Source organism: Enterococcus sp. AZ103 (genome assembly GCF_051714685.1).
Classification (GTDB): domain Bacteria; phylum Bacillota; class Bacilli; order Lactobacillales; family Enterococcaceae; genus Enterococcus_A; species Enterococcus_A alishanensis.
This window is the reverse complement of record NZ_JBIOSI010000001.1, coordinates 125,224-147,119: the sequence shown is the minus strand read 5'-3', so window position 1 is coordinate 147,119 and position 21,896 is coordinate 125,224. Positions and strand designations below refer to the sequence as shown.

Below are 21,896 nucleotides of genomic sequence, written 5' to 3'. Positions count from 1 at the left end.
CCTTGTAAAATCAATGAAAACTGATAGTCATAGGCTTTTTTGAAAGATTAATTAATTATTGCTATCTTTATTTTAAAATTCGAAAAAGATTCCACTAATGCCATTCTGTGATACGATAAAGAAAAAATTTAAAGGATAAATCAATGGAAAAATTAATTGAAGTGCAACATCTTACTAAAACTTTTGGTAATCGAAAAAATAAAATGACTATTTTAGATGATTTGAATTTTTCAATTGAAAAAGGTGAGTTTGTTGGCATCATGGGTCCTAGTGGTGCCGGTAAAACTACTTTAATGAATATACTGGCCACTATCGCCACTCCAACGATGGGTCAAGTGAGAATCAATCAGCAGGATATCACTCGCATGCGAGAAAACAAATTAACCGATTTTCGGCGGGAGAATCTAGGTTTTATATTTCAAGAATTTCATTTGATTGATAGTCTGACACTAAGAGACAATATTGTTTTGCCTTTGACAGTTTCAAAACTATCTACGGATGAAATGATGAATAGAGTTGAGGAACTGGCGAAAATATTAGGAATTTATGACATTTTAGATCATTATCCTGAAGAAGTTTCGATGGGGCAAAGACAGCGGACTGCTGCGGCTCGAGCTTTAGTGGCGCGACAACCAATCTTGTTAGCGGATGAACCTACTGGTGCGCTAGATTCTAAGATGGCTACTGAGTTTTTAAATTACCTAGCCGAAATCAACTTACAGGAAAACACAACTATATTAATGGTGACTCATGATCCTTACACCGCTAGTTATTGTAATCGGGTTTTGTTTATTAAAGACGGTCGTTTTTTCTCTGAAATTGTCCGACGATCTTCTCGTAAAGAATTTTTTGAAAAAGTGATTGATATGCAAGCAACGATTGGAGGAGGAGGGCGCGCCAATGCTGATTAAATTAATGTGGCGTGGTTTTGTTCGACAGTTAAGCAACTATTTATTGTTTTTAGTTAGTATGATTTTTGCCGTGATGCTTTATTATTCTTTTGTGACGATTACCAAAGAGCAGCCGATTATCCAAACAGCTGGGAACAATGCTCAGGTAGTTTCAGTTTTAACTTTGGGCATTGTGGCAATTGTCTTTATCTTAGTTTATTTCATGTTGACGACCAATCGTTTTTTTATCGAAAATCGCCGTAAAGACATTTCAATCTTTCATTTGTTTGGCTTGAAATTTTATCAAATCTATCTATGGTTTGCCTTTGAATTGCTACTCTTAGGGGGGATTTCCTTTATTATTGGGATTGCTTTAGGAATGCTTTTTTCAAAATTATTAAGTATGATCTTAGTTTTTGCAATGGGATTGAATATCGCAGTTGATTTTTTTGTTTCATTTGAAGCCATCACCTCAACAGCTACAGTTTTAATTTTCTTATTACTGCTAGTAGCAATTCAAACGTTGTGGTTAGTTTCTAGTTTTAAATTTTCTTGGGAAAATCAGAAAATTTCTTTTCCTCAATTAAATCGAAAAAAAAGATTTCAGAAAATCACTGCAATTTTAGGGATTGTTTTCTTGGCTGTTGGTTGGGGGAGCGCCATCTTCTTTTTAAGAATTGTTCAAATAGCGGTTGGAAAATTTTATTTAGTGGAATCGATTTTAGTAATCATGCTGATTATTTTTGTTATTTGTATTATTGGAACCTATTTATTTTTTGCTTGTACTTTACCCTATTACCAAAAACGAAAAGTAGACAGTGTTTATCGTGATTTAAAAATATTGACTCGCAGTGAGAACCTCGCCTATTACTATAAAAATTGGCGTTTAGCTGGAACAATGACGATTTTATTGGGTTTAGCATTGGCATTTTTAGGCGCGACGACGGCAGTAGTTTCTTTATCAATGAATAATATTCGGGAATTTGCACCAGTGTCTTTAATGATTGATCAAGAAAATTATCAAACAATAAAAAATGAAGTCAGCCAGTTAAGTGGCTATCAAGCGACTATTTTAAGCCTTAAACTAGTGGGTGGTCAGCAAACATTGCGGATTGTTGGTGAAGGAACCGATGAAAAGCCACAACTTTTTGATTTAATCAGTCAATCAAATTATCTTCGTTTTAGAAAAATAAATCCACAGTTAGCAAAAGTTGATTTGTCTGGCAATCAAGCAATTATGTTTACACCAGTTCAATCAATTTTAAAGGATTATATAAAATATAGTAGTAAGATTCATTTAGCCGATCGGGTATTGCAGGTAAAAGGAGTGGAGACTAATTACTTAGGTGATACGAGTTTACGCTTAGGGCAAGAGATTATTGTTGTTTCAGATGAAACTTACCAAGCTATTTCTGGTGTTTCGTACAAATTAGCTGCAGTTAATGTAGCTAATAATGAGACGATGGTTTTACAAAAAATCATCGATCAAAAACTGACTTCAAAATGGATTGATCCAATTAAAGAAAATTTAGAATGGCATAATAATAAATTAAGCGGTGAAGTATCCAGAACGGAAGAGAATCAAGAAAATGCGGCTTACCGGATTAATTACGTCTCAAAATCAGAAATCTATCGTTCAACTAGAAATCAAGTGGGATTATTGCTATTTATGATGACTTTTGTGGTGGTGACTTTTATTGTGACGATGGCTAGTACGGCAAGTATGCGACAATTATCTGACTTACCGCAAAAACGCGATCGGATTAAGCTATTAAAACAGATGGGTATTCCTAACAATTATTTAGTTAAACAAATTTATCGTGAAAATTTTGTAGTATTTTTCCCAACTGCGGCGATTGGTTTACTGCATAGTTGCTTTGCTATCCTAGTTTTTCAACAATTGGTGGCTAATGCTAGCTATTGGTTTGTTTATCTTTTCTGTGGTGTTTTGTTAATTATTTACTTCATATTTTACTGGGGGATTTGCCAATATCAAAAACGGCTTATTTAATAAAAATATTTTGAAGCGATTCGAAGTTATTTCGGATCGTTTTTTTGATGTGACAAAAACGTTCGTTGACCAGCTTATTGTGTAAGGACAATCAATGGAGCTGTTCTTTGAAGAGATTATAATAAGTATCAATAAGGAGGTAGATAAAATGAAAGTCTGGCTAAATAAACCCAAGACGAAATATTGGCTGAGCTTTATTGGTCGTACGCTTTTCTATTTTGCCATCTTCCTAGTTTTGATTTATTTATATCATTACAAGAGTATTCAAGGTGGGAATTTTATCTATAACGAATTTTAGGGGAGGGGTTTATTATGAAGAATATTGTGGCAACGATTGATGCCCTAGCGGAAGAATTTCCTGATAATTTAGTTTATCAATCAGAGACAGAAAGTTTTACTTATCAAACCCTACGACAATCTTCGGACAGTTTGGCAAGTTTTTTACAGCATCATTTGAAAACAAAAGCACCAGTGGTCGTCTACGGTGAATTAGAATTTGAAATGTTAGCAGCCTTTTTAGCCGTTTCAAAAACAGGAGTAGCCTATATTCCTATTGAAGCCAATACACCACAAGAACGAGTTGAATTAATTTTGAATGTGGCACAACCGCAATTGATTATCGCAGTTGATGATTGGCCTAGTGCATTAGAGACAGAGTTAACTATCGTGACTCCCTTTGATTTGAAACAAATTTTTCAAGCAAAAGTAGAGAATTTTGTAGCGACACCGGTAACTCGTGACGAAAATTACTATATCATTTTCACTTCCGGTACAACTGGTGTGCCCAAAGGAGTGCAGATTAGTCATGATAATTTAAGCAGCTTCCTAAATTGGGATCTACAAGATTTTGGTATTGCTTCGGGAAAACGATTTTTGTCACAGGCACCATACTCATTTGATTTGTCAGTAATGAGTATTTATCCGGCTTTAACTAGTGGTGGTACTTTGGTACCGATGGATAAAACAATTATCAATGATTTTCCTAAATTATTTTCATTTCTACCTAGTCTAGATTTGAATATTTGGGTGTCGACGCCGTCTTTCATGGATATTTGTTTAATGGAAAAAGACTTTGATGGAGAACATGTACCGTCCCTTGAAATTTTTCAATTTTGTGGCGAAGAACTGACACGGAAAACGGCAGAAGAACTGTTACGTCGGTTCCCTAATGCGAAAATTTTTAATACTTACGGACCTACTGAGGCTACTGTAGCTATTTCGCAAGTGTTGATTACACCAGAAATTTTGACACAATATGACCGTGTACCCATCGGTTATGTGAAAGAAGATACGGAGTTATTAATTATTGATGAAGACGAGTTACAACTAGCCGATCAAATTGGTGAAATCGTGATTAAAGGTCCTAGTGTTTCCAAAGGATATTTAAATAATCCCGAGAAAACAGCTGCGGCTTTTCTAACGATTGATGGGGTGCCCGCTTATAAAACAGGAGATAGCGGGAAATTAACTGTCGATGGCTTGCTAGAATATGAAGGTCGAATTGATTTTCAAGTCAAATTACATGGTTTTCGAATTGAACTGGAAGATATTGATCATCATTTAGAAAAAGTTTCTTATGTGAAACAGGCAACGGTGGTACCAAAATATCAAGATCACAAAGTGCAACAGTTAGTTGCCTTTGTCGTAGCAAATTCAAATGATTTTGCTAAAGATTATCAATTGACCAAAGCCATCAAAGCTGAATTAAGCCAAGGAGTGATGGACTACATGATTCCCCAGAAATTTATTTATGTAGATCAAATCCCCCGAACAGCCAACGGAAAAATTGACCGTAAAGGCTTAATCAACGAGGTGAATCGCCCATGATTATTCCACATATGGTGCCTTATGCTTCACCGATTTACTTTGTGATGTTACTGGTAGCCTTATTACCAATAATGATTGCCTTATTAAATGGGCGACGTTTAAATATATACCAATCACTGATAACCTTGTTTTTCTTATTTGTTTCATTTGGCGGAAAAGATTATCGGCAAGGTTTGGCTTTAATTTTTTATGTGATTTTTCAAAGTATTTTGGTGGAACTATATTTTCGCTATCGTCAAAAAGCCAATCATCAATGGGTTTTTTACGGGGCAGTTTTATTAAGTATTGTCCCTCTGATTTTTGTGAAAGTGACGCCATTATTTGAAGCAGGCAATAATTCGATTTTTGGATTTTTAGGGATTTCATATCTGACCTTTAAGTCGGTTCAAATCATTATGGAAATGCGAGATGGTGTGATCAAAGAATATAGTCCTTTGACGTATATAAAATTTCTGTTGTTCTTTCCTACTATTTCGTCAGGACCAATTGATCGTTATCGTCGTTTTGAAAAAGATTTAAAGAATCCACCTACCCGAGAAGATTACCTGCCTTTTTTACAACGAGGGATTCATGATATTTTTATGGGTTTTCTTTATAAGTTTTTAATTGGGTATTTTTTTGGACAGGTATTGCTGCCAGTAGTTTCTTTTAGAGCTTTAGCTGAAGGCGGTGTCTCTTGGTATTTAGTTGCTTATATGTACGTTTATAGTATGTATTTGTTCTTTGATTTTGCAGGTTATAGTTATTTTGCAATTGGGACCAGTAAGCTTATGGGGTATGATACGCCAATTAACTTTAATAAACCTTTCCTATCTTGGAATATTAAAGAATTTTGGAATCGTTGGCACATGACTTTGTCTTTTTGGTTTCGTGATTATATTTATATGCGCTTGATGTTCACCTTGATTAAGAAGAAAGTTTTCAAAAGTCGAATCGTCGCTTCAAATGTCGGTTACTTTGCTTTGTTTTTAATTATGGGTGTCTGGCACGGCTTAACTTGGTATTACATTTTGTATGGTTTTTACCATGCGACTTTAATCTGTGTGACAGATGCATGGTTGCGATTCAAGAAAAAGCACAAGAAAAAGCTGCCATCAAACAAGTTTACCCATGCTTTTGCAGTAGTATTAACTTTTCATGCAGTGATTTTTAGCTTTTTGATTTTCTCAGGCTTTTTAGATAAATTATTTTTCCACCATTTTTAAAATAGGGAGCGATTGAACATGGAAGAAACAGTATTTGCAATTTTAGAAGATTTAACAGGTAGTGACGAAGTAAGAGACAATCCAGATGTGGATGTTTTTGCTGAAGGTTTGATGGATTCACTGGCTACCGTACAATTATTAGTAGAATTAGAAGGACAGTTAGGCGTCAACGTACCGGTGTCTGAGTTTGACCGCGACAACTGGAGTACACCGAATAAAATTATTCAACAAGTGAAAGCTTTACAAGAATAATGAAAAAGCAACTTTTTAGTATTTTTGGGCCAGTCATTTTAGCTGCGGTCTTGATTGTCGTTTTATTCTTTTCACCGGTTAAAATCAACCAACATGATCCGGCTTTATTAAAAGAGGCTGCTAGTTCCATGTCGGGAAATATTTTAAGAGGAGACGACGTCAAAAAACAGGCTCTTAGTACTGATCAATATGTTCCTTTTTTTGGGTCATCTGAATTGAGCCGAATCAGTCCTTTTCATCCGTCTGTTTTAGCGGAAAAATATCAACGAGGTTACACACCGTTTTTATTAGGTGCACCAGGTACACAGTCAATGGCACAATTTATGATGATGCAGTCATTGGGCAATGATTTAAAAAATCGAAAAGTAGTTTTTGTTATCTCTCCACAATGGTTTGTGCGGGACGGTTTGAAACAAGCATATTTTCAAGCTTATTATTCACCGGAACAAACCTTAAATTGGCTGTTACATTTAAAAAAAATTGATGAAAGTGACCGCTACTTAGCTAAACGTTTAGTTCAGTATAAAGTAAAGGATGCCCGAACTGATGAAATGTTGAGAAATGTTGCTGCGGGGAAACTACCTAGTACTTTTGATAAAAGTATTTCCCAGTTAAAACTAAACTTATTTAGTCGTGAAGATGAATTATTTTCAACGATTGGTTTAAGAAGCAAGCAAAAACAAATTGATGCTAGTGCCAAACAGTTACCGGATCAATATAATGAAGCCGATTTGAAAAAACTAGCCAACAAAATTGGGAGCGAACAAACTTCTGATAATTCGTTGCAGATTCAAAATAAATTTTTCCGTGGGTTAAGAAAACATTTGCCAGAATTGCGGAATAAGCAAAACAAATTGGATTATCGCTATTCAAAAGAATTTTCTGATTTTCAATTGGCTTTAGATCAATTGGCTAAAGAACATGCGGATGTCTTATTCATCATTCCGCCAGTTAACGGTAAATGGTCTAAATACACTGGCTTGTCTCAAGAAATGTTACAACAATTTAGTACTAAAATTAAATATCAGCTGCAATCACAAGGCTTTAACAATATTGCTGATTTCACTAACGACAACAATACCAACTATTTCATGCAAGATACGATTCATTTAGGTTGGCAAGGTTGGTTAGCAGCTGATCAAAAAATTGCACCATTCTTAAAAGGGAACAAACAGGAAGCCCAAAATTATCAAATGAATAATGCATATTTCTTAAGTAAAAAATGGCAACAACAAAATCCAGCGACAATTAAATAAAATTGAGGAAATGGTCCGAAAGCCATTTCCTTTTTTAAACTTCAAAATAAATAGTATCCAGTTCCCCTAAAAATATTGGTAATAAATCAGACAAAGTTCCTGCTAATTGATGGGTCAATAATTCTTCTTTTGTTATCCAAAATAATTCTGCTGATTGATTAATAGTTTCATGGGTTTCAGCTGTAAATAAAAAAGCCAATTCACGGGTTTCTTTTGTGAGATTATTCCATTCGGCGGTACCAGCTAGTATCGGTTGTACTGATAAACCCGTTTCTTCTTTTATTTCTCTGATTGTTGCAGCCATGATACTTTCATCTTTTTCAACATGCCCACCAGGAAAAGTCCAACCAGGCCAATCTGATTTTGTTCTATTTTGGATTAAGTATTGTCCTTGAGTGTTTTTAATTAAGCACATCATGGTTAATTCGATTGCTAAAGTTCTTGTCATTATAAGCTCCCCCAGTATATTTTTTTACACATAGTTTATTCTACGCATTATTTTTTGACAATGGTATACTTTTTAAATAGAAGTTTTCTAAGGAGGAGATAAAATGGAAGAGAAAGAAGAACAATTATTGATTGATTTAACTTCTGCTCGTGGCATTGCTGGGAACGAAGATGAAGTCAGAGAAATTTTTAAAACCTACGCACAGCCATTTGCTGACGATATCTTTTTTGATAATTTAGGTAGTGTGATTGCAAAACAAGGTGCTGGTGGACCGAAAATTTTTATATCAGGACATATGGATGAAGTTGGTTTTATGGTAACAAAAATTACTGAAAAAGGTTTTATTGAATTTCAAACAATTGGCGGCTGGTGGAATCAAGTCATGCTAGCACAAGAAGTTGAAATTAAAACCCGTCAAGGTGATTATATCCACGGAGTTATTGGATCAAAACCGCCTCATGTGTTGTCTATGGAAGCTCGAAAAAAACCATATGATGTGAAAGATATGTTTATTGATATTGGCGCAAGTAGTCTTGAAGAAGCGCAAGAATGGGGTATTCGTCCGGGAGATATGATTACGCCATATATTTCGTATAAACGCATGAATCATTCCAAATTTTTATTGGCAAAAGCTTGGGACAATCGAATTGGTACGGCGATTGCTTTACGAGTATTGGAAAACCTATCTAAACGTGATCACAGCAATGTTTTATTTGCTGGCAGTGATGTGCAAGAAGAAGTTGGCTTACGTGGAGCACGAACTAGTACTCATTTAGTTAACCCGGATATTGCTTTTGCTTTGGATACGGGAACTGCTGGAGATACTCCAGGAATGTCACCAAAAGAAGCTGATTCTGTTTTAGGAAAAGGACCGCAAATTTTAATTTTTGATGCATCAATGATTCCTCATAAAAAATTATTGGATTTTGTAATTGATGTGGCAGAAGAATTAAATATTCCGTTTCAATATACCGTTATTGCTGGTGGTGGGACAGATGCTGGTCAAATGCACTTGACTCGTGACGGCGTCCCTTCTTTAGCAATTACAGTTCCAGTGCGGTACTTGCATTCTCATACTTCAATTATTCATGAAGATGATTATTTTAATACGGTAAAATTAGTGACAGAAGTGGTTGCTCGCTTAAACAATGATGTTGTTAATAAAATAAAAAGTTATTAGAGGAGAGAAAAAATGACAATTAGTAATTTTAAAGAAACAGCAAAAAATAGATTGCAAGGACAATGGCTGAAGATGGCAGCTTTTATTTTCTTAATCGCCATTTTAACAACTGTTGTTCAACAAGTATCGACTGTATTTAATAGTGAATCGGCTCGGTCGTTGGCGGCTTTTATTTTACTTTGTACGATTGGTTTCGCCTTTTCTTATGCCCAAAATTTTCTAGGCTTATACGTGGCTCGTGGTGGTAAAGCTGATATTAGTATGCTGTTTGTTGTTTTTCAAAAACCATATTATTCAAAAATGCTTTTCGTTCATTTGATTTCACAAATCGTTCAATATGTTATCGGTTTAGTTATTTTCATACCAATTTTATTAAGCAGCGGTATGGCTGTCTATCTTAATATGCTTTTCGGTTCACGTGTTACTCAATATACGGTTGACTCTGTGATGAGTTTAGGTTTTGCAAGTTTAGCAGTGATACTATTACTGTTGTATTTAGTTATTGGAGTTGTTATTAGCGTATTATTTAATTTTGCGGTATGGGTGAGTTTTGATTATCCAGAGTTAAGTCTAAAAGAGTGCTTTGCGCGGGCATGGTATTTAATGAAAGATCGCTGGGGTAAATATATTTTATTGCAACTGTCATTTATCGGTTGGTTTATCTTAGGTTTTATCGCTCTTTTTGTGGGAGTCTTTTTTGCAGCAGCTTACGCGCAAACAGCCAGTGCGGCTTTTTATGATCAAGCCGTCAAAGAAAAATTACTGTAAGGGGGAATTTTAATGGAACTGACAGTTCTAGGATGTCTTGGTGCCTATCCTTATGATGGTCAAGGAACTACTAGTTTTTTACTACAAGCGGATGGCTTTAATTTATTAATTGATGCCGGTAGTAGTACTTTGGTGGAATTAGAAAAAGAGTTAGATCCATTAGCTTTAGATGCAGTTATTTTGAGCCATTATCATCACGATCATATTGCTGATTTAGGGGTGTTGCAATATTATTGGCAGCTTTTTCCAACTGAAGTGCCAAAACCGATATTACCGATTTATGGTCATACAGAAGACGAATTTCATTTCAATGATTTGACGATGGAGGGTATTTCTGAAGGTCGTCCTTACTTTGAATCAGAAGAATTGAAATTGGGCCCATTTCTTGTTACCTTTATGAAAACTATTCATCCGGTTCCTTGTTATGCCATGCGGTTTGTAGAAATAAAAACGGGCGCCATCTTTGTCTTTACCGGTGATTCTGGTTACTTAGAGAGCTTTAATCAGTTCGCAAAAGATGCCGATTTATTTTTAGCTGACACTTATTTATTTAACGGCAATGAACACCATAAAGCGCATTTTACACCTCAAGAAGCTGGAACGTTTGCAAAAAATGCCCATGCGAAAAAATTAGTGCTAACTCACTTACCGCAAATTGGTAATCTGGAGGAGCTTCGCCAACAAGCGCAAGTTGCTAGTGGAGAGATTCCAGTGGTCTTGGCCCAACCCCATAAAAAATTTATCATTTAGGAGATGAAACGATGCTTTATGTACCAAATGATCAAGAAAGAGATCCACGAGTTAACTTAGCGATTGAAACTTATTTATTAAAAAATATGCCTTTGACGGAACCTATTTTATTATTTTATATCAATCAACCGTCGATTATTATTGGTCGCAATCAAAATACGATTGAAGAAATTAATCAAGATTATGTGGATGAAAATGGCATTATTGTTGTCCGTCGATTATCTGGTGGTGGCGCCGTTTATCATGACTATGGAAATTTGAATTTCAGTTTTATTATGCCAGATGATGGCAATTCTTTCCGAGACTTCAAAAAATTAACAGAACCTATCGTGGAAGCACTACACAATCTTGGAATTCAAGGGGCTCATTTAAAAGGCCGTAATGATCTAGTGATTGATGATCAAAAATTCTCAGGTAACGCGATGTATTCAACAAATGGTCGCATGTTTGCCCACGGAACAATCATGTTTGATTCTGATATTAATGAAGTCGTTAACGCGCTAAAAGTAAAAAAAGATAAGATTGAATCTAAAGGAATTAAATCAATTCGTTCTCGGGTAACTAACGTCAAACCATTTTTACCTGAAGAAAATCAAAATATGTCGACTGAAGATTTCCGTCAAGCCATTCTGTTACAAATTTTTGGGGTTGATCATGTTGACCAAATCAACACTTATGAATTAACTAAGGATGATTGGAAAAAAATCAATCAAATTTCAGACGAATACTATCGTAACTGGGATTGGAATTATGGCCGTTCACCAGAATTTAACTTAGAACGTCAAAAACGTTTCCCAATTGGCTCCGTTGAAATTCGTTTGAATGTTGCCGATGGTGAAATCAAAGAAGCTAAAATCTTTGGTGACTTTTTCGGTTTAGGAGAAATCAAAGACGTCGAAGATAAACTGGTCGGCACTAAATATAGTAAAGAAGCTTTGAAAGAAGTGATTGATACAATCGATGTTGGACATTACTTTGGGAATATTACGAAAGAAGATTTACTAGAATTAATTGCTTAAAAGTTAGAGTGGACAATATTTTGTCCACTTTTTTTATTATTCTTAAACAATATCGAAATATTGTTTGACAATAATTTGATATCGTTTTACAATAATTATATTAAAGGGATAAGGAAGTGGCAAAAATGAAAAAGGTGACGATTTTTATTTTGGCGATGGTGTTCTTTGTGATGCAATTGGTTATTGGGTTTGGTGTTTTTTATTTTTTAATTCAACTTTTTACGATTCCTTTTCAAGGGATTCCTGAAGCACAAGGGGATGGTATAGTTTTATTAGGGTTAAGCTTTGAAGAAAAAAATTTTAGTCCAATGAATGGGTTGATACTAACAGAATTTTTTGTTCTAGCCTTTATTTTATTGTGTATAACCCAATTTCTTTTAGCTGGTAGTTTCCGGCATTTGTTAGAGAATATCAATGATGGCAAACCTTTTTCAGATAATAGTATTTTATCGATTAAGCGTATTCTATTTCGATATCTTATGCTAATTGTCATGACCTTTTTAATTGAAACGATGCTTCATTTTTTAGGTGGTCAAATAATTTCAGCTAGTATTCCATCATTCTGGGAAAATCTGATTAATTCAGTTTTCCAATTGGCAGGAATTTACACTTTATATATCGTCTTTAAGGAAGGCTCTCGAATTCGTCAAGAAAACGAAGAGATTGTGTGAGCCTATGATTAAAATAAATTTAGATCGAATCATGTTAGAAAAGGGTGTCACTTCCAAAGAATTGGCAGAAAAAATCGGTATTACGCCAGCCAATTTGTCTATTTTAAAAACAGGAAAGGCTAAAGGAATTCGTTTTAATACATTGGAAAAAATATGCGAAGTTTTGGATTGTCAACCTGGGGAAATTGTTGAATGGATAAGAGAATAAAATTATTTTTATAAAGCTATTTATTTTCAGTATTTTACGGGGATAAATAGCTTTTTTCGTTTTACAATTGTTTAACTTATCTCAACTTTGGATTAAGCTACAATTTGAAAAAGTAGTTGCTGGAGAAGGATCTTAATTTGTTATAGGTGAGTGGGGCAAATAAAAAAATGTTGGTCAATTTCACAATCAACCAACATTTTTTTTAAATAGATAAATCTTCAAGTACGTGCCAGGAGGGATTCGAACCCCCGACCGTCCGCTTAGAAGTAAAATCATCCAATTATCTTCTAGTGGTCTGAAATGTAATTAAGAGTTGTTAAATCAATGCTTACAACCGTTTTACAAATCCTACAAATGGTATTTTGTGATAGCAAATAAGCTAAAATATCAAAAAAAGTGTTAGCAAGTCGTTAGCAGAACTGTTAGCTCAAAAGAAGATTGAATACACGTAGATTATGCACATTCAAAAAATGGATGTATCTTTTTTAGTTAGTTAGATTTCAAAATGGTAATCAAATATGTTTGTAGAATTCTTTATCTCTATTTAACTATGAGAATATAAAAAGTGCAATGAAGACTATTTTAAGTTAGCAAGGATGAATAGAAAAAGCTAAAATTTAATATTTTGAAATAGGATATATTTAACGTACCTTTTTTGTTTGGAGTTATGTTAATTGATTATAGTTATGATTATTCTCAGTTGAAAAGTGAGATTTTTTTATCTTACTCTCATTTCATCAGATCGGAAGAAATTTATATTTAGCGAAACCCTAGTAGTAGAATCTAGAAGATTAAATATCCAGAATAAAAAATGTCATATTTTTTCAGACAATCTTTGATCTTGTTAAAAGACTTTTAAATTAGTTGTGTGAATATACAATAATATAGTAGCAGAGATACTAAAACAGACAAAAAAATTAAGAAATTATTTTTTAATTTTTTGAATAGGAAACTCAAATTATCTAGGATTTAACAGGTGTTGAATAATAGAAATTAAACTAGTCAACAGCTAAAGTAGAAGTAGTCTTAGGAATTTATAAGTTTATTTTGAATGCGAAAGATTGAATTGTATGGGGCAAAAAGTGTGTATTTTTTATGCTATAATAACAATGAAATAGTGAGGTGAATGTTGATGAATCATTTGCTTATTAATAGATTATTCTCGCAAAATACATTAAAAGATATGGCTATCAATCAAAGAAGTACAACTTTAACTAAATGTATTAACAGGTACAAAGGTAATTTTGAATGGCGGAATAATCAAGAAGCACTTTCATCTTTATATAAATTTTCAGGAAAAGAGTATAGGAACGAATACTTTTATAAGAATACTTTGCTTAATAAATTGCTTATAGGTAGGCATAGTTTAAACACTACTACTGCTCTGACTGAATTAGGAATTGGAAATTCGAAAGCTGACTTTGTACTGATAAATGGTAAGGCAGTTGTCTATGAGATAAAAACGGAGTTAGATAATCTGGATAGATTGGACAATCAGATAAATGATTATTACAAAGCTTTTGATCATGTATCTGTAGTTACCAGTAAAAAACATCTAGATAAAGTTTTAGAAAAATACGAAAATACTACAATTGGAATATGTGTTTTAACAGAACGTGAAACTATAAGCACAGTAAAAGAAGCAGTTGAGAACAAAGAATCCCTAGATTATTCTACTATGTTTAAAATGTTAAGAAAAAAAGAGTTTGAAGAAATTTTACTGGGATATTATAAAGCCCTACCAATGACAAACCAGTTTATATATTACAAGGAGTGCTTTAAACTTTTTGAAAAAATGCCAATAGAAGACATTTATAAGCAGATATTGATTCTCTTAAAAAAAAGAGTGAAGATTTCTAATCAAGAAAAATTTTTAAACGAAATACCCTATGAATTGAAGTCATTAGTTTATTTTTCTGAATATGATGATTTTGAATATGATAGTCTTTTGAGATTTTTAGATTATAGTATACCAAAGGAGGAATAAAATGTATTTTCCGTATTTAAGAGGTAAACAATATGAATTGATTGCGTTAAAAGAGTTATTGACAGATGGTCTTATTGGGGGGAAGCTTATTCCGATTGTTGAACCGTTGAAAGAAACGAGTCAGTTTACAAAAGTAATTGAAAGCTATGCGTTAAAAGGATACTCTTTAGGTGTTATTAAGAATCCAGAGGTAGGGAATTACAAAAAAACTATTGAAAATCAAAAAACATTGTTTCCCACTACAGAAACTTATATGGATGCCATATTAATGGATAATGTAACTGGTGATAATATTTTTTCTGAAGTTAAAGTAGAAAATCTAATCACTATTTTAAAAAAACCAGATTCAGTAAGATATATAGATTCCTTGAAAAAGCTTAATATTAAACCGAAATTTACTTTAATTCCTGATGATAGCAGAATAAAAAGAACTTTATTAGAATTTGATCGAGTTATTTTACGAGATAACTTTGTTAAACAGAAAAGAAATGCGGACTATTTAAAAGTGTCTAAAGATCAAAATGGAATTCCGGATGAATTCTTCTCTGATGATCATTTATATTATAAAGCTGAAGGATATGTTGGTTTTTCCGACTACTCTATTGTTGGCGAAGAGTACCTAGACTCTGGATTTGCTCCTGTTGCTGTAACAATTCATATAGTGTACTTTGATAAAGCAGATGTACTTCGTATTAAACATTTTGTGTCAGATAGTAATGATGACATAAATGACCCTGCTGGAAAATTTGGTGAGGCATTAGAAAAATTAGTAGAATGGTATGAGGAAAACAAAGATAATATGAAGTTAACGGAGGGCTTAAGTCAACTGGTTAATCACTTTTATTTAGGAACTTATCCTGGACTAGGTGTTGTAAAAAAACTATCTTTAATGCATCATTTAGAGTTAATTAACTGGTATCTTGAAGGGAAGCCTGAATGATGCTATTTTGTGAACTTTGTTTTAGTGAATATTCTGAAATTCAAGGTATGATACGAACTCTAAATGAACGTGGAGATTGTCCAACTTGTAAAAGTAATGATGTCTATTTATGCAATACGAATTATCTTGCTGAAAATAGTTTTTATGAGAAAAAAGAAACAGTTGAAGGTATAAAAAATATCTTTAATGAAATTTTAAGTATCTATTCTTATAAGGATAATTTACCTGAAGACTTCCCAAGGGGAGAGTTAGAACCTCTGAGTGTTTCTTTGTTTTATAAATGGAATATTTTTAATAAAGACAAACTAAATCCGCCATTGGTAAGAGATATTTTAATATCATTATTATCAGATAAGTATGAAACCTCACCACAATTATTTGACGATTTAGTGGGTGTTAAGGAAATATCACCCAGTATGCATGATCCCAGTTTGTTTTTGTTAAATAATAATGACTGGAATGAGTTTACTCGGTCTATAAAATATAAAAATAGATTTCATAGTCAACAAATAAACTTGAAGAATCTAGAGTTTTTTCTGTCTTTTTTTGAGGAAACAGTTGCATCAGGTGAAATATTTTTTAGATGTAGGATAAACAATAGCCAACAAAAGTTTAGGGAAAAAGATTTAAGTTCACCACCTGACGGAAAAGCATCAGCTGGAAGGTTAAATTCTGAAGGAATTAGTAGATTATACTTATGCAGTGAAGAAGAAACAGCTATCAGTGAAATCAGAGCAAGTAGACATGATATAGTAACTATAGGAAAATTCGAAGTTAGTGAAAAAATCCGTATATTAGATTTAACTCATTTTGATCAAATTAATACTTTATCTTCGTTTGGTTATGATGAATTTTTAAAATATTATCTAAATATACAAGCTTTGAAACAAATTAGTGATGAACTGGCAAGGCCTGTAAGGAGTTCAGATAAAGCTACGGATTATCTGGCAACTCAATATATTAGTGATTTTGCACGGAGTATTACTGGAGAAGAAAAATTGTACTATCAAGGAATAAAATATCGAAGCACGGCTAGTAAAACTGGATTTAACCTTATGCTGTTTGACAGCTCAGAAGTAAATTTGATATATCAAGAAACCAAATCAATTAGTTACGTAAAATATATTTTTGGATAGTATACTGTGATAATCATTTCTGCCTGTTGATAATAAATTCGACAGGTTTTTTTTATGGTATTGAACAATAAAAAAGTAGGTACCAATAATTTTAAGAGTGTTTTATAAAGAGAACTAAGCAACTATTAAAACAAACATAAGAAGTCCCGCTATAAAGGAGACACATCTCAAACAATACCAAAAAGGAGAAAAATATGAATAGTATAGCACGTAAAGTAGCAACAATTTTTTGTCTGATGACGATTGTAGCTGCTTTTTATGTTCATCCGATTTTGTCGTTAAATGCAACTATAACGGATCAGCCTGGCGCCAATTATGCTTCTAATTGGTATCTGAGCCGATTTAGTGGTTTACATTGGATAAACAAATATGTTGGCATGAAACAAGCAGATGGGGTACCTGCTTGTTGTATCGAGCATGGCGTGAATATAGGTTCTGGTGGTGGCTTTGCACCCTCAGAATTAACCATTGCCGAAAAGGATAAAATTTCCTTGATTTCTTATTATGGCTATCAAGTGAATCCCAATTTAGATACCTATACCTTGGCATAATTCATGATTTGGGAAGAGCAGGGGGCAATTACTCTCAATCAATTACCTAGCTATACGGCAAAGAAGGTTGAAGTCATGGTTAAAAGCGAATCAGTATAATGTCAGCCCTCAATTCAATGGAAAACGATTGAATTGAGTGTGGAAGATTCGATTCCTTTAACAGATACGTCAGAAGTGTTAAGCAATTTTCCCATTGGATCAAGATCTCTGCAAATTTGAAAAATATGGACAAGCTGAAAAGCTGATTAATTTGATTAGAGCAAAAAAAAATGCTGGTCATTTTCACAATCAACCAACATTTTTTTTAAAATAGATAAATCTTCAAGTACGTGCCAGGAGGGATTCGAACCCCCGACCGTCCGCTTAGAAGGCGGATGCTCTATCCGGCTGAGCTACTGGCACAGTATCGGAAAAAATCAATTAAATTGAAAATTTCAACATCATTGATTTTATCAGATAGTAAAAAATAGAGCAAGGGTTATTTTGCTATATTTTTCGAAATCAAGGCAACACCATCACCTAATGGTAGTAAGGTAGCATTTAATTCTGGAGATTCATTGACTTCTTTTAAAAATTCGTTTAAGTGCCGATGAATTGAACGGTTTTTTCGAGGAATTTCTTCAATCGGTTGTAAGACAGTGCCGGCTTGAAAAATATCGTCTACCATTAAAATGCCTGTGTCACTTAATAAGCGCAAACATTCTGGCAAAAAAGTAATGTATTTGGCTTTGGCGCTGTCCATAAAAATAAAATCATAAGGACCATCCAGTGTTTTTAATACATCGGCTGCGTCGCCTTCTAATAAGGTCACTCGATCAGTCAAATTCATTTTTTCAAATGTTTCTTTGGCTTGATTGATCATGATTTCAAAGCGATCAATAGTGGTAACTTTAGCTTCGGGAACAGTTTCCGCCATTAAGCTGGCAGAAAAACCGATAGCTGTACCAATCTCTAAAATATCTTTCGGTTGTTTTTGCTGCAATAAAAATTTTAAAAAGACAACAGTTTCATGGGGAATAACGGGCACCCCTTTTTCATGGGCATAATTTTCTAAATCGGCTAGCTTTCCATCAAGTTGTCGCTGATTGTCTCTTAAATAATTTAAAATATCAGGATTTATAATTGGGCGGTGCATCATTTCGTTTAACATCATATCTTCCTTTTTAATCAAGATTTCTTTAATAGTAAGAAAAAAAAGTCCGTCCGTCAATTTTACCGACTATTAAAATGAAATTTTCATGATTGACTTTCGTGACGACATTTAGTAAACTTGTAATGTTGTAATTGTGGAACCCACAGCTACAACCGCGCAGAACAAGTATTAAGTGCTACGGCCACTTGGGATGGCGAGTCTAAGTATAAATTTAAGGAGGTGCCACAAGCATGTACGCAATTATTAAAACTGGCGGCAAACAAATCAAAGTTGAAGAAGGCCAAGCAATCTACATCGAAAAATTAGATGTTGAAGCTGGAGAAAAAGTTGTCTTTGACGAAGTTGTTTTAGTTGGCGGAGAAACTACTAAAGTAGGTGCGCCAATCGTTGATGGTGCAAGTGTTGAAGGAACTGTAGAAAAACATGGCAAACAAAAGAAAGTTGTTACGTTTAAATACAAACCTAAAAAACATTCTCACCGCAAACAAGGTCATCGTCAACCTTACACAAAAGTTGTTATTGACGCAATCAAAGCTTAATTAAAAAAGCAGGTGCCTAAATGATTAAAGGTGCATTTACAAGAAATCAAGCTGGAGTCATTGTTTCATTTGAATTGTCCGGACACGCCCAATCGGGTGAATATGGTCACGATATTGTTTGTGCGGCGGTCAGCGCTTTAGCAATCAGTGCAGTCAATGGTTTGGATGCCTTAGCTGGCTATGAGCCAATCGTTGATGTGGATGAAGATGAAGGTGGTTACCTTTATGTTGAAATCCTTTCTGGTTTGACCCAAGAACAAGTAAACATCTCACAAATTTTATTAGAAAATTTGTTATTAGGTTTACAGGCAATTGAAGCAGAGAATGAACAAGCCATTCAGTTACAAACTAATTTATAGGAGGTAAATCTTATGTTGATGAAAATGAATTTACAATTATTCGCCCACAAAAAAGGTGGCGGTTCAACTTCTAACGGTCGTGATTCAGAATCAAAACGTTTAGGTGCTAAACGTGCTGACGGTCAAACAGTTTCAGGTGGATCTATTCTTTACCGCCAACGTGGTACTAGAATTTATCCAGGCGCAAATGTAGGTCGCGGTGGCGATGATACTTTATACGCTAAAGTTGACGGCGTTGTACGTTTCGAACGTAAAGGTCGCGACAAAAAACAAGTATCGGTTTATCCGGTAGCTCAAGAAGCTTAATTAATTAAAAGCTCTGTTCCTTTTTCAATAAGGGAATAGAGCTTTTTTATTTATCCAAAATAGTTTTTTAATCAAAAATAGGAAAAACAGGCTGGTCATATTACAGGAGAATGTATCCGACAAGATGGTAGACTGATAGCAATGTGGAAAAACGAAAAGAGCTAACAATCTCATAAATTGAGATTGTTAGCTCTTTTTTATCTAGAACGTGTCAATATCACCGTTAAATTCGCCACTTACAACGACTTTGCCTAACATATGCCCAGCCTCTACATCTTTCGTAGCTAATTTCAGATTTTTAGCGTTAATCCCATCAGAATAAACTTTGCTTAAAGTAGTTTTTAAAACACCTTTTTCAGCTAAATCAGCAATTAAAGCTAAGATTTCACCTTGGGTTTCGATGAGGTAATCGTGATCCGTTTTGGCAAACATATACTCCCAGTCAAAGCTGACAGATAAGTTTTTCCAAGCGCTTAAATCTAAAGGTTCATGCACACCAACAATTGTACCCACATGACCAAATGGTTTGATTAAATATTTAATTTGATCTAAATAACGAGTAATATCGAATAGGACAGCAATGTAATCTACTTCATGGGTACCTAAATCGTGCAGACTTTGCTTCAAGTCTTCGTGGTAATCGATGGGATGATCTACACCAACTGATTCAAGCCATTCAAAGTTTTTAGGACTAGCAGTCGCAAAAACTTCAAGTCCAGCCCATTTGGCTAATTGATTTAAAATGGAACCCACACCGCCAGCACCATTGACAACAAGAATTTTCTTTCCTTGGTTGGCATTTTCTTTTGGAATCAACCCAAATTTTTCAAATAGTAATTCAAAAGCAGTTAGAGAAGTTAATGGCAATGCTGCTGCTTCTTCATCTGAGAGGTGTTTTGGAGCCAATGCGGCAATTTTTTCATCCACTAATTGAAACTCTTGATTACTACCTGCGCGTGTTGTTGTACCAGCATAAAAAATGCGGTCGCCAACTTTGAATTTTGTTGCTTGAGAACCTTTGGCAACAACTTCTCCCACACCATCAAAGCCTAAAACTTTCAATGCGTTGTTTTTTGCTGCATCTTGTCGCAATTTTGTATCGACTGGATTAATAGATACAGCCTTTACTTTTACTAATACATCAGTGGGATTAGGTTCAGGAATTCCCTTTTTTTCATCGATAAAACTTTGTGGGTCATCAATTGGTAATCCTTCGAAAAAACCAACTGCATGCATAAATTTATTGTCTGACATATGTGCTCCTCCTTTTTTCCCTGTATCGTTTTCTATTATGAGACAAAAGTAGCTGTTTGGGAAAAATTTAGCTTAATCTATTGAGTTAGAAATAAATTGTGAAGTTGATTCTACTAAACATTTTTTTGTAGACTTATGCTTTTCGAGAATGTTTGGCTGAAAAATAGGAGTGAAAAAAATCTAAACTACGTCCTTTTTAAAAATTTATCATTTATGTATCAGCTATTTAATAAGTAAAAGATTTATTGATGTTGGATGTGATAAAAATAAAAACTTATAATTAACCTAAAAAGCATTGTGAAAAATTGAACAATATCTGTTAAAATAATATAATAAAATATTATAAAAGGAGCGAATAAGTATGTTTGATTTAACAGGACGTGTGGCAGTAATTACAGGAGCTTCAGCAGGTTTGGGCCGTCAATTATCTTTAGCGTTGGCTAAACAAGGTGCAGATATTGCCATTTTAGCTCGCCGAGTGGAAAAATTAGAAGAAGTTGCTAAAGAGATCCGGTCATTAGGTGTGAAATGTCTTCCGGTGGCTTGTGATGTAACGAATTCTGAAATTGTCAATGAAGCACGGGATAAAGTGTTGGCCGAGTTTGGCAAAGTAGATATTTTAGTGAACAATGCTGGTGGCGGTGCAGTAGCGCCTTTAACTGAAATGACTGATGAAACATGGAATAATCTAATGAAGCTTGATTTAGATAGTGTTTTTTATGTGACACGAGCATTTGGTGCTTCCATGATTGAAAAAGGTTACGGCCGGGTCATTAATATTGCTTCAATTTTAGGTCAAGGTGGATTGCCTGAATTGCCAGTGATTCCTTACCATGCTTCAAAAGGTGGCGTAATTAATTTTACTCGGGGTGCGGCTGCTGAGTGGGCCCAAAAAGGTGTTACTGTTAATGCGCTGTGTCCAGGATTTTTTGCTTCCGAAATGAATGATGATTCCGCGATGGATTCTATGGATGAATTCATTACTCGTCGTACTCCAATGGGACGTCCTGGGGAAAATGGTGAATTAGATTCAGCAGTTGTTTTCTTAGCAGCAGATGAATCTTCTTATGTTACTGGAGATATCCTATTTGTTGATGGCGGTTGGACAGCAGTTTAAACTAAAATAATTAATTAGCCTTTTCAAACAGACTTGAAAAGGCTTTTTTTGCTATAATAAAAATAAACG

Annotated in this window: 24 protein-coding genes, 1 tRNA gene and 1 other annotated feature; of the genes, 21 read left to right on the top strand and 4 right to left on the bottom strand. The window is 34.2% G+C overall.

Annotated elements, in window-relative coordinates:
- Positions 1-143 precede the first annotated feature (143 nt).
- From ID741_RS00725 to dltD, 7 genes are all read left to right on the top strand, one after another.
- A complete protein-coding gene (locus ID741_RS00725; RefSeq protein ID WP_438718745.1) occupies positions 144-911 on the top strand; it encodes an ABC transporter ATP-binding protein in 768 nt (255 codons plus the stop codon).
- Positions 901-2,901, top strand: coding sequence for an FtsX-like permease family protein (locus ID741_RS00720; RefSeq protein ID WP_438718744.1), 2,001 nt, complete (start codon positions 901-903; stop codon positions 2,899-2,901). The genes ID741_RS00725 and ID741_RS00720 overlap by 11 nt, the downstream gene beginning before the upstream one ends.
- 148 nt (positions 2,902-3,049) lie before the next feature.
- Positions 3,050-3,199, top strand: a complete 150-nt coding sequence (locus ID741_RS00715) for a teichoic acid D-Ala incorporation-associated protein DltX (RefSeq protein ID WP_218324384.1) — start codon at positions 3,050-3,052, stop codon at positions 3,197-3,199.
- A 14-nt stretch (positions 3,200-3,213) separates the two neighbouring features.
- Positions 3,214-4,728 (top strand): D-alanine--poly(phosphoribitol) ligase subunit DltA, encoded by a 1,515-nt coding sequence (gene dltA, locus ID741_RS00710; RefSeq protein ID WP_438718743.1) that lies wholly within the window; start codon positions 3,214-3,216, stop codon positions 4,726-4,728.
- On the top strand, positions 4,725-5,933 hold the full coding sequence (gene dltB / locus ID741_RS00705) for a D-alanyl-lipoteichoic acid biosynthesis protein DltB (protein WP_438718742.1): 1,209 nt from the start codon (positions 4,725-4,727) through the stop codon (positions 5,931-5,933). Before dltA ends, dltB begins: the two co-directional genes overlap by 4 nt.
- Before the next feature lie 12 nt (positions 5,934-5,945).
- Entirely contained in the window at positions 5,946-6,185 is a 240-nt protein-coding gene (gene dltC / locus ID741_RS00700; protein WP_246601341.1) for a D-alanine--poly(phosphoribitol) ligase subunit DltC, read from the top strand.
- Positions 6,185-7,441 (top strand): D-alanyl-lipoteichoic acid biosynthesis protein DltD, encoded by a 1,257-nt coding sequence (gene dltD / locus ID741_RS00695; protein ID WP_438718741.1) that lies wholly within the window; start codon positions 6,185-6,187, stop codon positions 7,439-7,441. The genes dltC and dltD overlap by 1 nt, the downstream gene beginning before the upstream one ends.
- Before the next feature lie 34 nt (positions 7,442-7,475).
- On the opposite strand, the gene ID741_RS00690 is transcribed toward dltD, so the two are convergent.
- On the bottom strand, positions 7,476-7,889 hold the full coding sequence (locus ID741_RS00690) for an NUDIX domain-containing protein (RefSeq protein ID WP_438718740.1): 414 nt from the start codon (positions 7,887-7,889) through the stop codon (positions 7,476-7,478).
- A gap of 103 nt (positions 7,890-7,992) precedes the next feature.
- Between ID741_RS00690 and ID741_RS00685 the strand changes: the two genes are divergently transcribed.
- The 10 genes from ID741_RS00685 (at position 7,993) to ID741_RS00640 (ending at position 17,099) form a co-directional block, all read left to right on the top strand.
- Positions 7,993-9,069, top strand: coding sequence for a M42 family metallopeptidase (locus tag ID741_RS00685; RefSeq protein WP_218324390.1), 1,077 nt, complete (start codon positions 7,993-7,995; stop codon positions 9,067-9,069).
- A 12-nt stretch (positions 9,070-9,081) separates the two neighbouring features.
- A complete protein-coding gene (locus ID741_RS00680) occupies positions 9,082-9,837 on the top strand; it encodes a DUF975 family protein (RefSeq protein ID WP_218324391.1) in 756 nt (251 codons plus the stop codon).
- A 12-nt stretch (positions 9,838-9,849) separates the two neighbouring features.
- Positions 9,850-10,587: an MBL fold metallo-hydrolase gene (locus tag ID741_RS00675; RefSeq protein WP_438718739.1), complete on the top strand. Its 738-nt coding sequence runs from the start codon at positions 9,850-9,852 to the stop codon at positions 10,585-10,587.
- An 11-nt stretch (positions 10,588-10,598) separates the two neighbouring features.
- On the top strand, positions 10,599-11,606 hold the full coding sequence (locus tag ID741_RS00670; RefSeq protein ID WP_218324393.1) for a lipoate--protein ligase: 1,008 nt from the start codon (positions 10,599-10,601) through the stop codon (positions 11,604-11,606).
- A gap of 125 nt (positions 11,607-11,731) precedes the next feature.
- Complete coding sequence (locus tag ID741_RS00665) at positions 11,732-12,277, top strand: hypothetical protein (protein ID WP_438718738.1); 546 nt, start codon at positions 11,732-11,734, stop codon at positions 12,275-12,277.
- Positions 12,278-12,281: 4 nt separating this feature from the next.
- Positions 12,282-12,485, top strand: a complete 204-nt coding sequence (locus ID741_RS00660; RefSeq protein WP_218324395.1) for a helix-turn-helix domain-containing protein — start codon at positions 12,282-12,284, stop codon at positions 12,483-12,485.
- 1,132 nt (positions 12,486-13,617) lie between these two features.
- A complete protein-coding gene (locus tag ID741_RS00655) occupies positions 13,618-14,472 on the top strand; it encodes a sce7726 family protein (protein ID WP_438718737.1) in 855 nt (284 codons plus the stop codon).
- Between the two features lies 1 nt (position 14,473).
- Positions 14,474-15,412 carry a sce7725 family protein gene (locus ID741_RS00650; RefSeq protein ID WP_438718736.1) on the top strand — a complete coding sequence of 313 codons (939 nt, stop codon included), beginning with the start codon at positions 14,474-14,476 and terminating at the stop codon, positions 15,410-15,412.
- On the top strand, positions 15,412-16,548 hold the full coding sequence (locus ID741_RS00645) for an RES family NAD+ phosphorylase (protein ID WP_438718735.1): 1,137 nt from the start codon (positions 15,412-15,414) through the stop codon (positions 16,546-16,548). The genes ID741_RS00650 and ID741_RS00645 overlap by 1 nt, the downstream gene beginning before the upstream one ends.
- 194 nt (positions 16,549-16,742) lie before the next feature.
- Complete coding sequence (locus ID741_RS00640) at positions 16,743-17,099, top strand: hypothetical protein (RefSeq protein ID WP_438718734.1); 357 nt, start codon at positions 16,743-16,745, stop codon at positions 17,097-17,099.
- Positions 17,100-17,427: 328 nt separating this feature from the next.
- On the opposite strand, the gene ID741_RS00635 is transcribed toward ID741_RS00640, so the two are convergent.
- Together ID741_RS00635 and ID741_RS00630 are read right to left on the bottom strand one after the other, a co-directional pair.
- A tRNA-Arg gene (locus ID741_RS00635) sits at positions 17,428-17,501 on the bottom strand.
- 76 nt (positions 17,502-17,577) lie between these two features.
- Positions 17,578-18,249 (bottom strand): O-methyltransferase, encoded by a 672-nt coding sequence (locus ID741_RS00630; RefSeq protein WP_218324396.1) that lies wholly within the window; start codon positions 18,247-18,249, stop codon positions 17,578-17,580.
- Positions 18,250-18,392: 143 nt separating this feature from the next.
- Positions 18,393-18,463 (top strand) — a sequence feature (ribosomal protein L21 leader region).
- Between the two features lie 19 nt (positions 18,464-18,482).
- Here ID741_RS00630 and rplU point away from each other — a divergent pair.
- Genes rplU through rpmA form a run of 3 tightly spaced genes read left to right on the top strand, consistent with a single transcriptional unit; the run spans position 18,483 to position 19,456 of the window.
- Positions 18,483-18,791: a 50S ribosomal protein L21 gene (gene rplU, locus ID741_RS00625; protein ID WP_218324397.1), complete on the top strand. Its 309-nt coding sequence runs from the start codon at positions 18,483-18,485 to the stop codon at positions 18,789-18,791.
- Positions 18,792-18,811: 20 nt separating this feature from the next.
- Positions 18,812-19,150, top strand: a complete 339-nt coding sequence (locus ID741_RS00620) for a ribosomal-processing cysteine protease Prp (RefSeq protein ID WP_438718733.1) — start codon at positions 18,812-18,814, stop codon at positions 19,148-19,150.
- Positions 19,151-19,162: 12 nt separating this feature from the next.
- Positions 19,163-19,456 (top strand): 50S ribosomal protein L27, encoded by a 294-nt coding sequence (rpmA, locus tag ID741_RS00615; protein ID WP_218324399.1) that lies wholly within the window; start codon positions 19,163-19,165, stop codon positions 19,454-19,456.
- A gap of 201 nt (positions 19,457-19,657) precedes the next feature.
- Here the strand turns inward: rpmA and ID741_RS00610 are convergent, their stop codons facing one another.
- On the bottom strand, positions 19,658-20,710 hold the full coding sequence (locus ID741_RS00610) for a zinc-binding alcohol dehydrogenase family protein (protein ID WP_438718732.1): 1,053 nt from the start codon (positions 20,708-20,710) through the stop codon (positions 19,658-19,660).
- Between the two features lie 361 nt (positions 20,711-21,071).
- Here ID741_RS00610 and ID741_RS00605 point away from each other — a divergent pair, with 361 nt between their 5' ends.
- Positions 21,072-21,827 carry an SDR family NAD(P)-dependent oxidoreductase gene (locus ID741_RS00605; protein WP_438718731.1) on the top strand — a complete coding sequence of 252 codons (756 nt, stop codon included), beginning with the start codon at positions 21,072-21,074 and terminating at the stop codon, positions 21,825-21,827.
- Positions 21,828-21,896 lie beyond the last annotated feature (69 nt).

Bases quoted from the DNA above. Each gene is read 5' to 3' on its own strand.
- ID741_RS00725 (WP_438718745.1), top strand. From the start codon at position 144: ATGGAAAAATTAATTGAAGTGCAACATCTTACTAAAACTTTTGGTAAT.
- ID741_RS00720 (WP_438718744.1), top strand. From the start codon at position 901: ATGCTGATTAAATTAATGTGGCGTGGTTTTGTTCGACAGTTAAGCAAC.
- ID741_RS00715 (WP_218324384.1), top strand. From the start codon at position 3,050: ATGAAAGTCTGGCTAAATAAACCCAAGACGAAATATTGGCTGAGCTTT.
- dltA (WP_438718743.1), top strand. From the start codon at position 3,214: ATGAAGAATATTGTGGCAACGATTGATGCCCTAGCGGAAGAATTTCCT.
- dltB (WP_438718742.1), top strand. From the start codon at position 4,725: ATGATTATTCCACATATGGTGCCTTATGCTTCACCGATTTACTTTGTG.
- dltD (WP_438718741.1), top strand. From the start codon at position 6,185: ATGAAAAAGCAACTTTTTAGTATTTTTGGGCCAGTCATTTTAGCTGCG.
- ID741_RS00690 (WP_438718740.1), bottom strand. From the start codon at position 7,889: ATGACAAGAACTTTAGCAATCGAATTAACCATGATGTGCTTAATTAAA.
- ID741_RS00685 (WP_218324390.1), top strand. From the start codon at position 7,993: ATGGAAGAGAAAGAAGAACAATTATTGATTGATTTAACTTCTGCTCGT.
- ID741_RS00680 (WP_218324391.1), top strand. From the start codon at position 9,082: ATGACAATTAGTAATTTTAAAGAAACAGCAAAAAATAGATTGCAAGGA.
- ID741_RS00675 (WP_438718739.1), top strand. From the start codon at position 9,850: ATGGAACTGACAGTTCTAGGATGTCTTGGTGCCTATCCTTATGATGGT.
- ID741_RS00670 (WP_218324393.1), top strand. From the start codon at position 10,599: ATGCTTTATGTACCAAATGATCAAGAAAGAGATCCACGAGTTAACTTA.
- ID741_RS00665 (WP_438718738.1), top strand. From the start codon at position 11,732: ATGAAAAAGGTGACGATTTTTATTTTGGCGATGGTGTTCTTTGTGATG.
- ID741_RS00660 (WP_218324395.1), top strand. From the start codon at position 12,282: ATGATTAAAATAAATTTAGATCGAATCATGTTAGAAAAGGGTGTCACT.
- ID741_RS00655 (WP_438718737.1), top strand. From the start codon at position 13,618: ATGAATCATTTGCTTATTAATAGATTATTCTCGCAAAATACATTAAAA.
- ID741_RS00650 (WP_438718736.1), top strand. From the start codon at position 14,474: ATGTATTTTCCGTATTTAAGAGGTAAACAATATGAATTGATTGCGTTA.
- ID741_RS00645 (WP_438718735.1), top strand. From the start codon at position 15,412: ATGCTATTTTGTGAACTTTGTTTTAGTGAATATTCTGAAATTCAAGGT.
- ID741_RS00640 (WP_438718734.1), top strand. From the start codon at position 16,743: ATGAATAGTATAGCACGTAAAGTAGCAACAATTTTTTGTCTGATGACG.
- ID741_RS00630 (WP_218324396.1), bottom strand. From the start codon at position 18,249: ATGTTAAACGAAATGATGCACCGCCCAATTATAAATCCTGATATTTTA.
- rplU (WP_218324397.1), top strand. From the start codon at position 18,483: ATGTACGCAATTATTAAAACTGGCGGCAAACAAATCAAAGTTGAAGAA.
- ID741_RS00620 (WP_438718733.1), top strand. From the start codon at position 18,812: ATGATTAAAGGTGCATTTACAAGAAATCAAGCTGGAGTCATTGTTTCA.
- rpmA (WP_218324399.1), top strand. From the start codon at position 19,163: ATGTTGATGAAAATGAATTTACAATTATTCGCCCACAAAAAAGGTGGC.
- ID741_RS00610 (WP_438718732.1), bottom strand. From the start codon at position 20,710: ATGTCAGACAATAAATTTATGCATGCAGTTGGTTTTTTCGAAGGATTA.
- ID741_RS00605 (WP_438718731.1), top strand. From the start codon at position 21,072: ATGTTTGATTTAACAGGACGTGTGGCAGTAATTACAGGAGCTTCAGCA.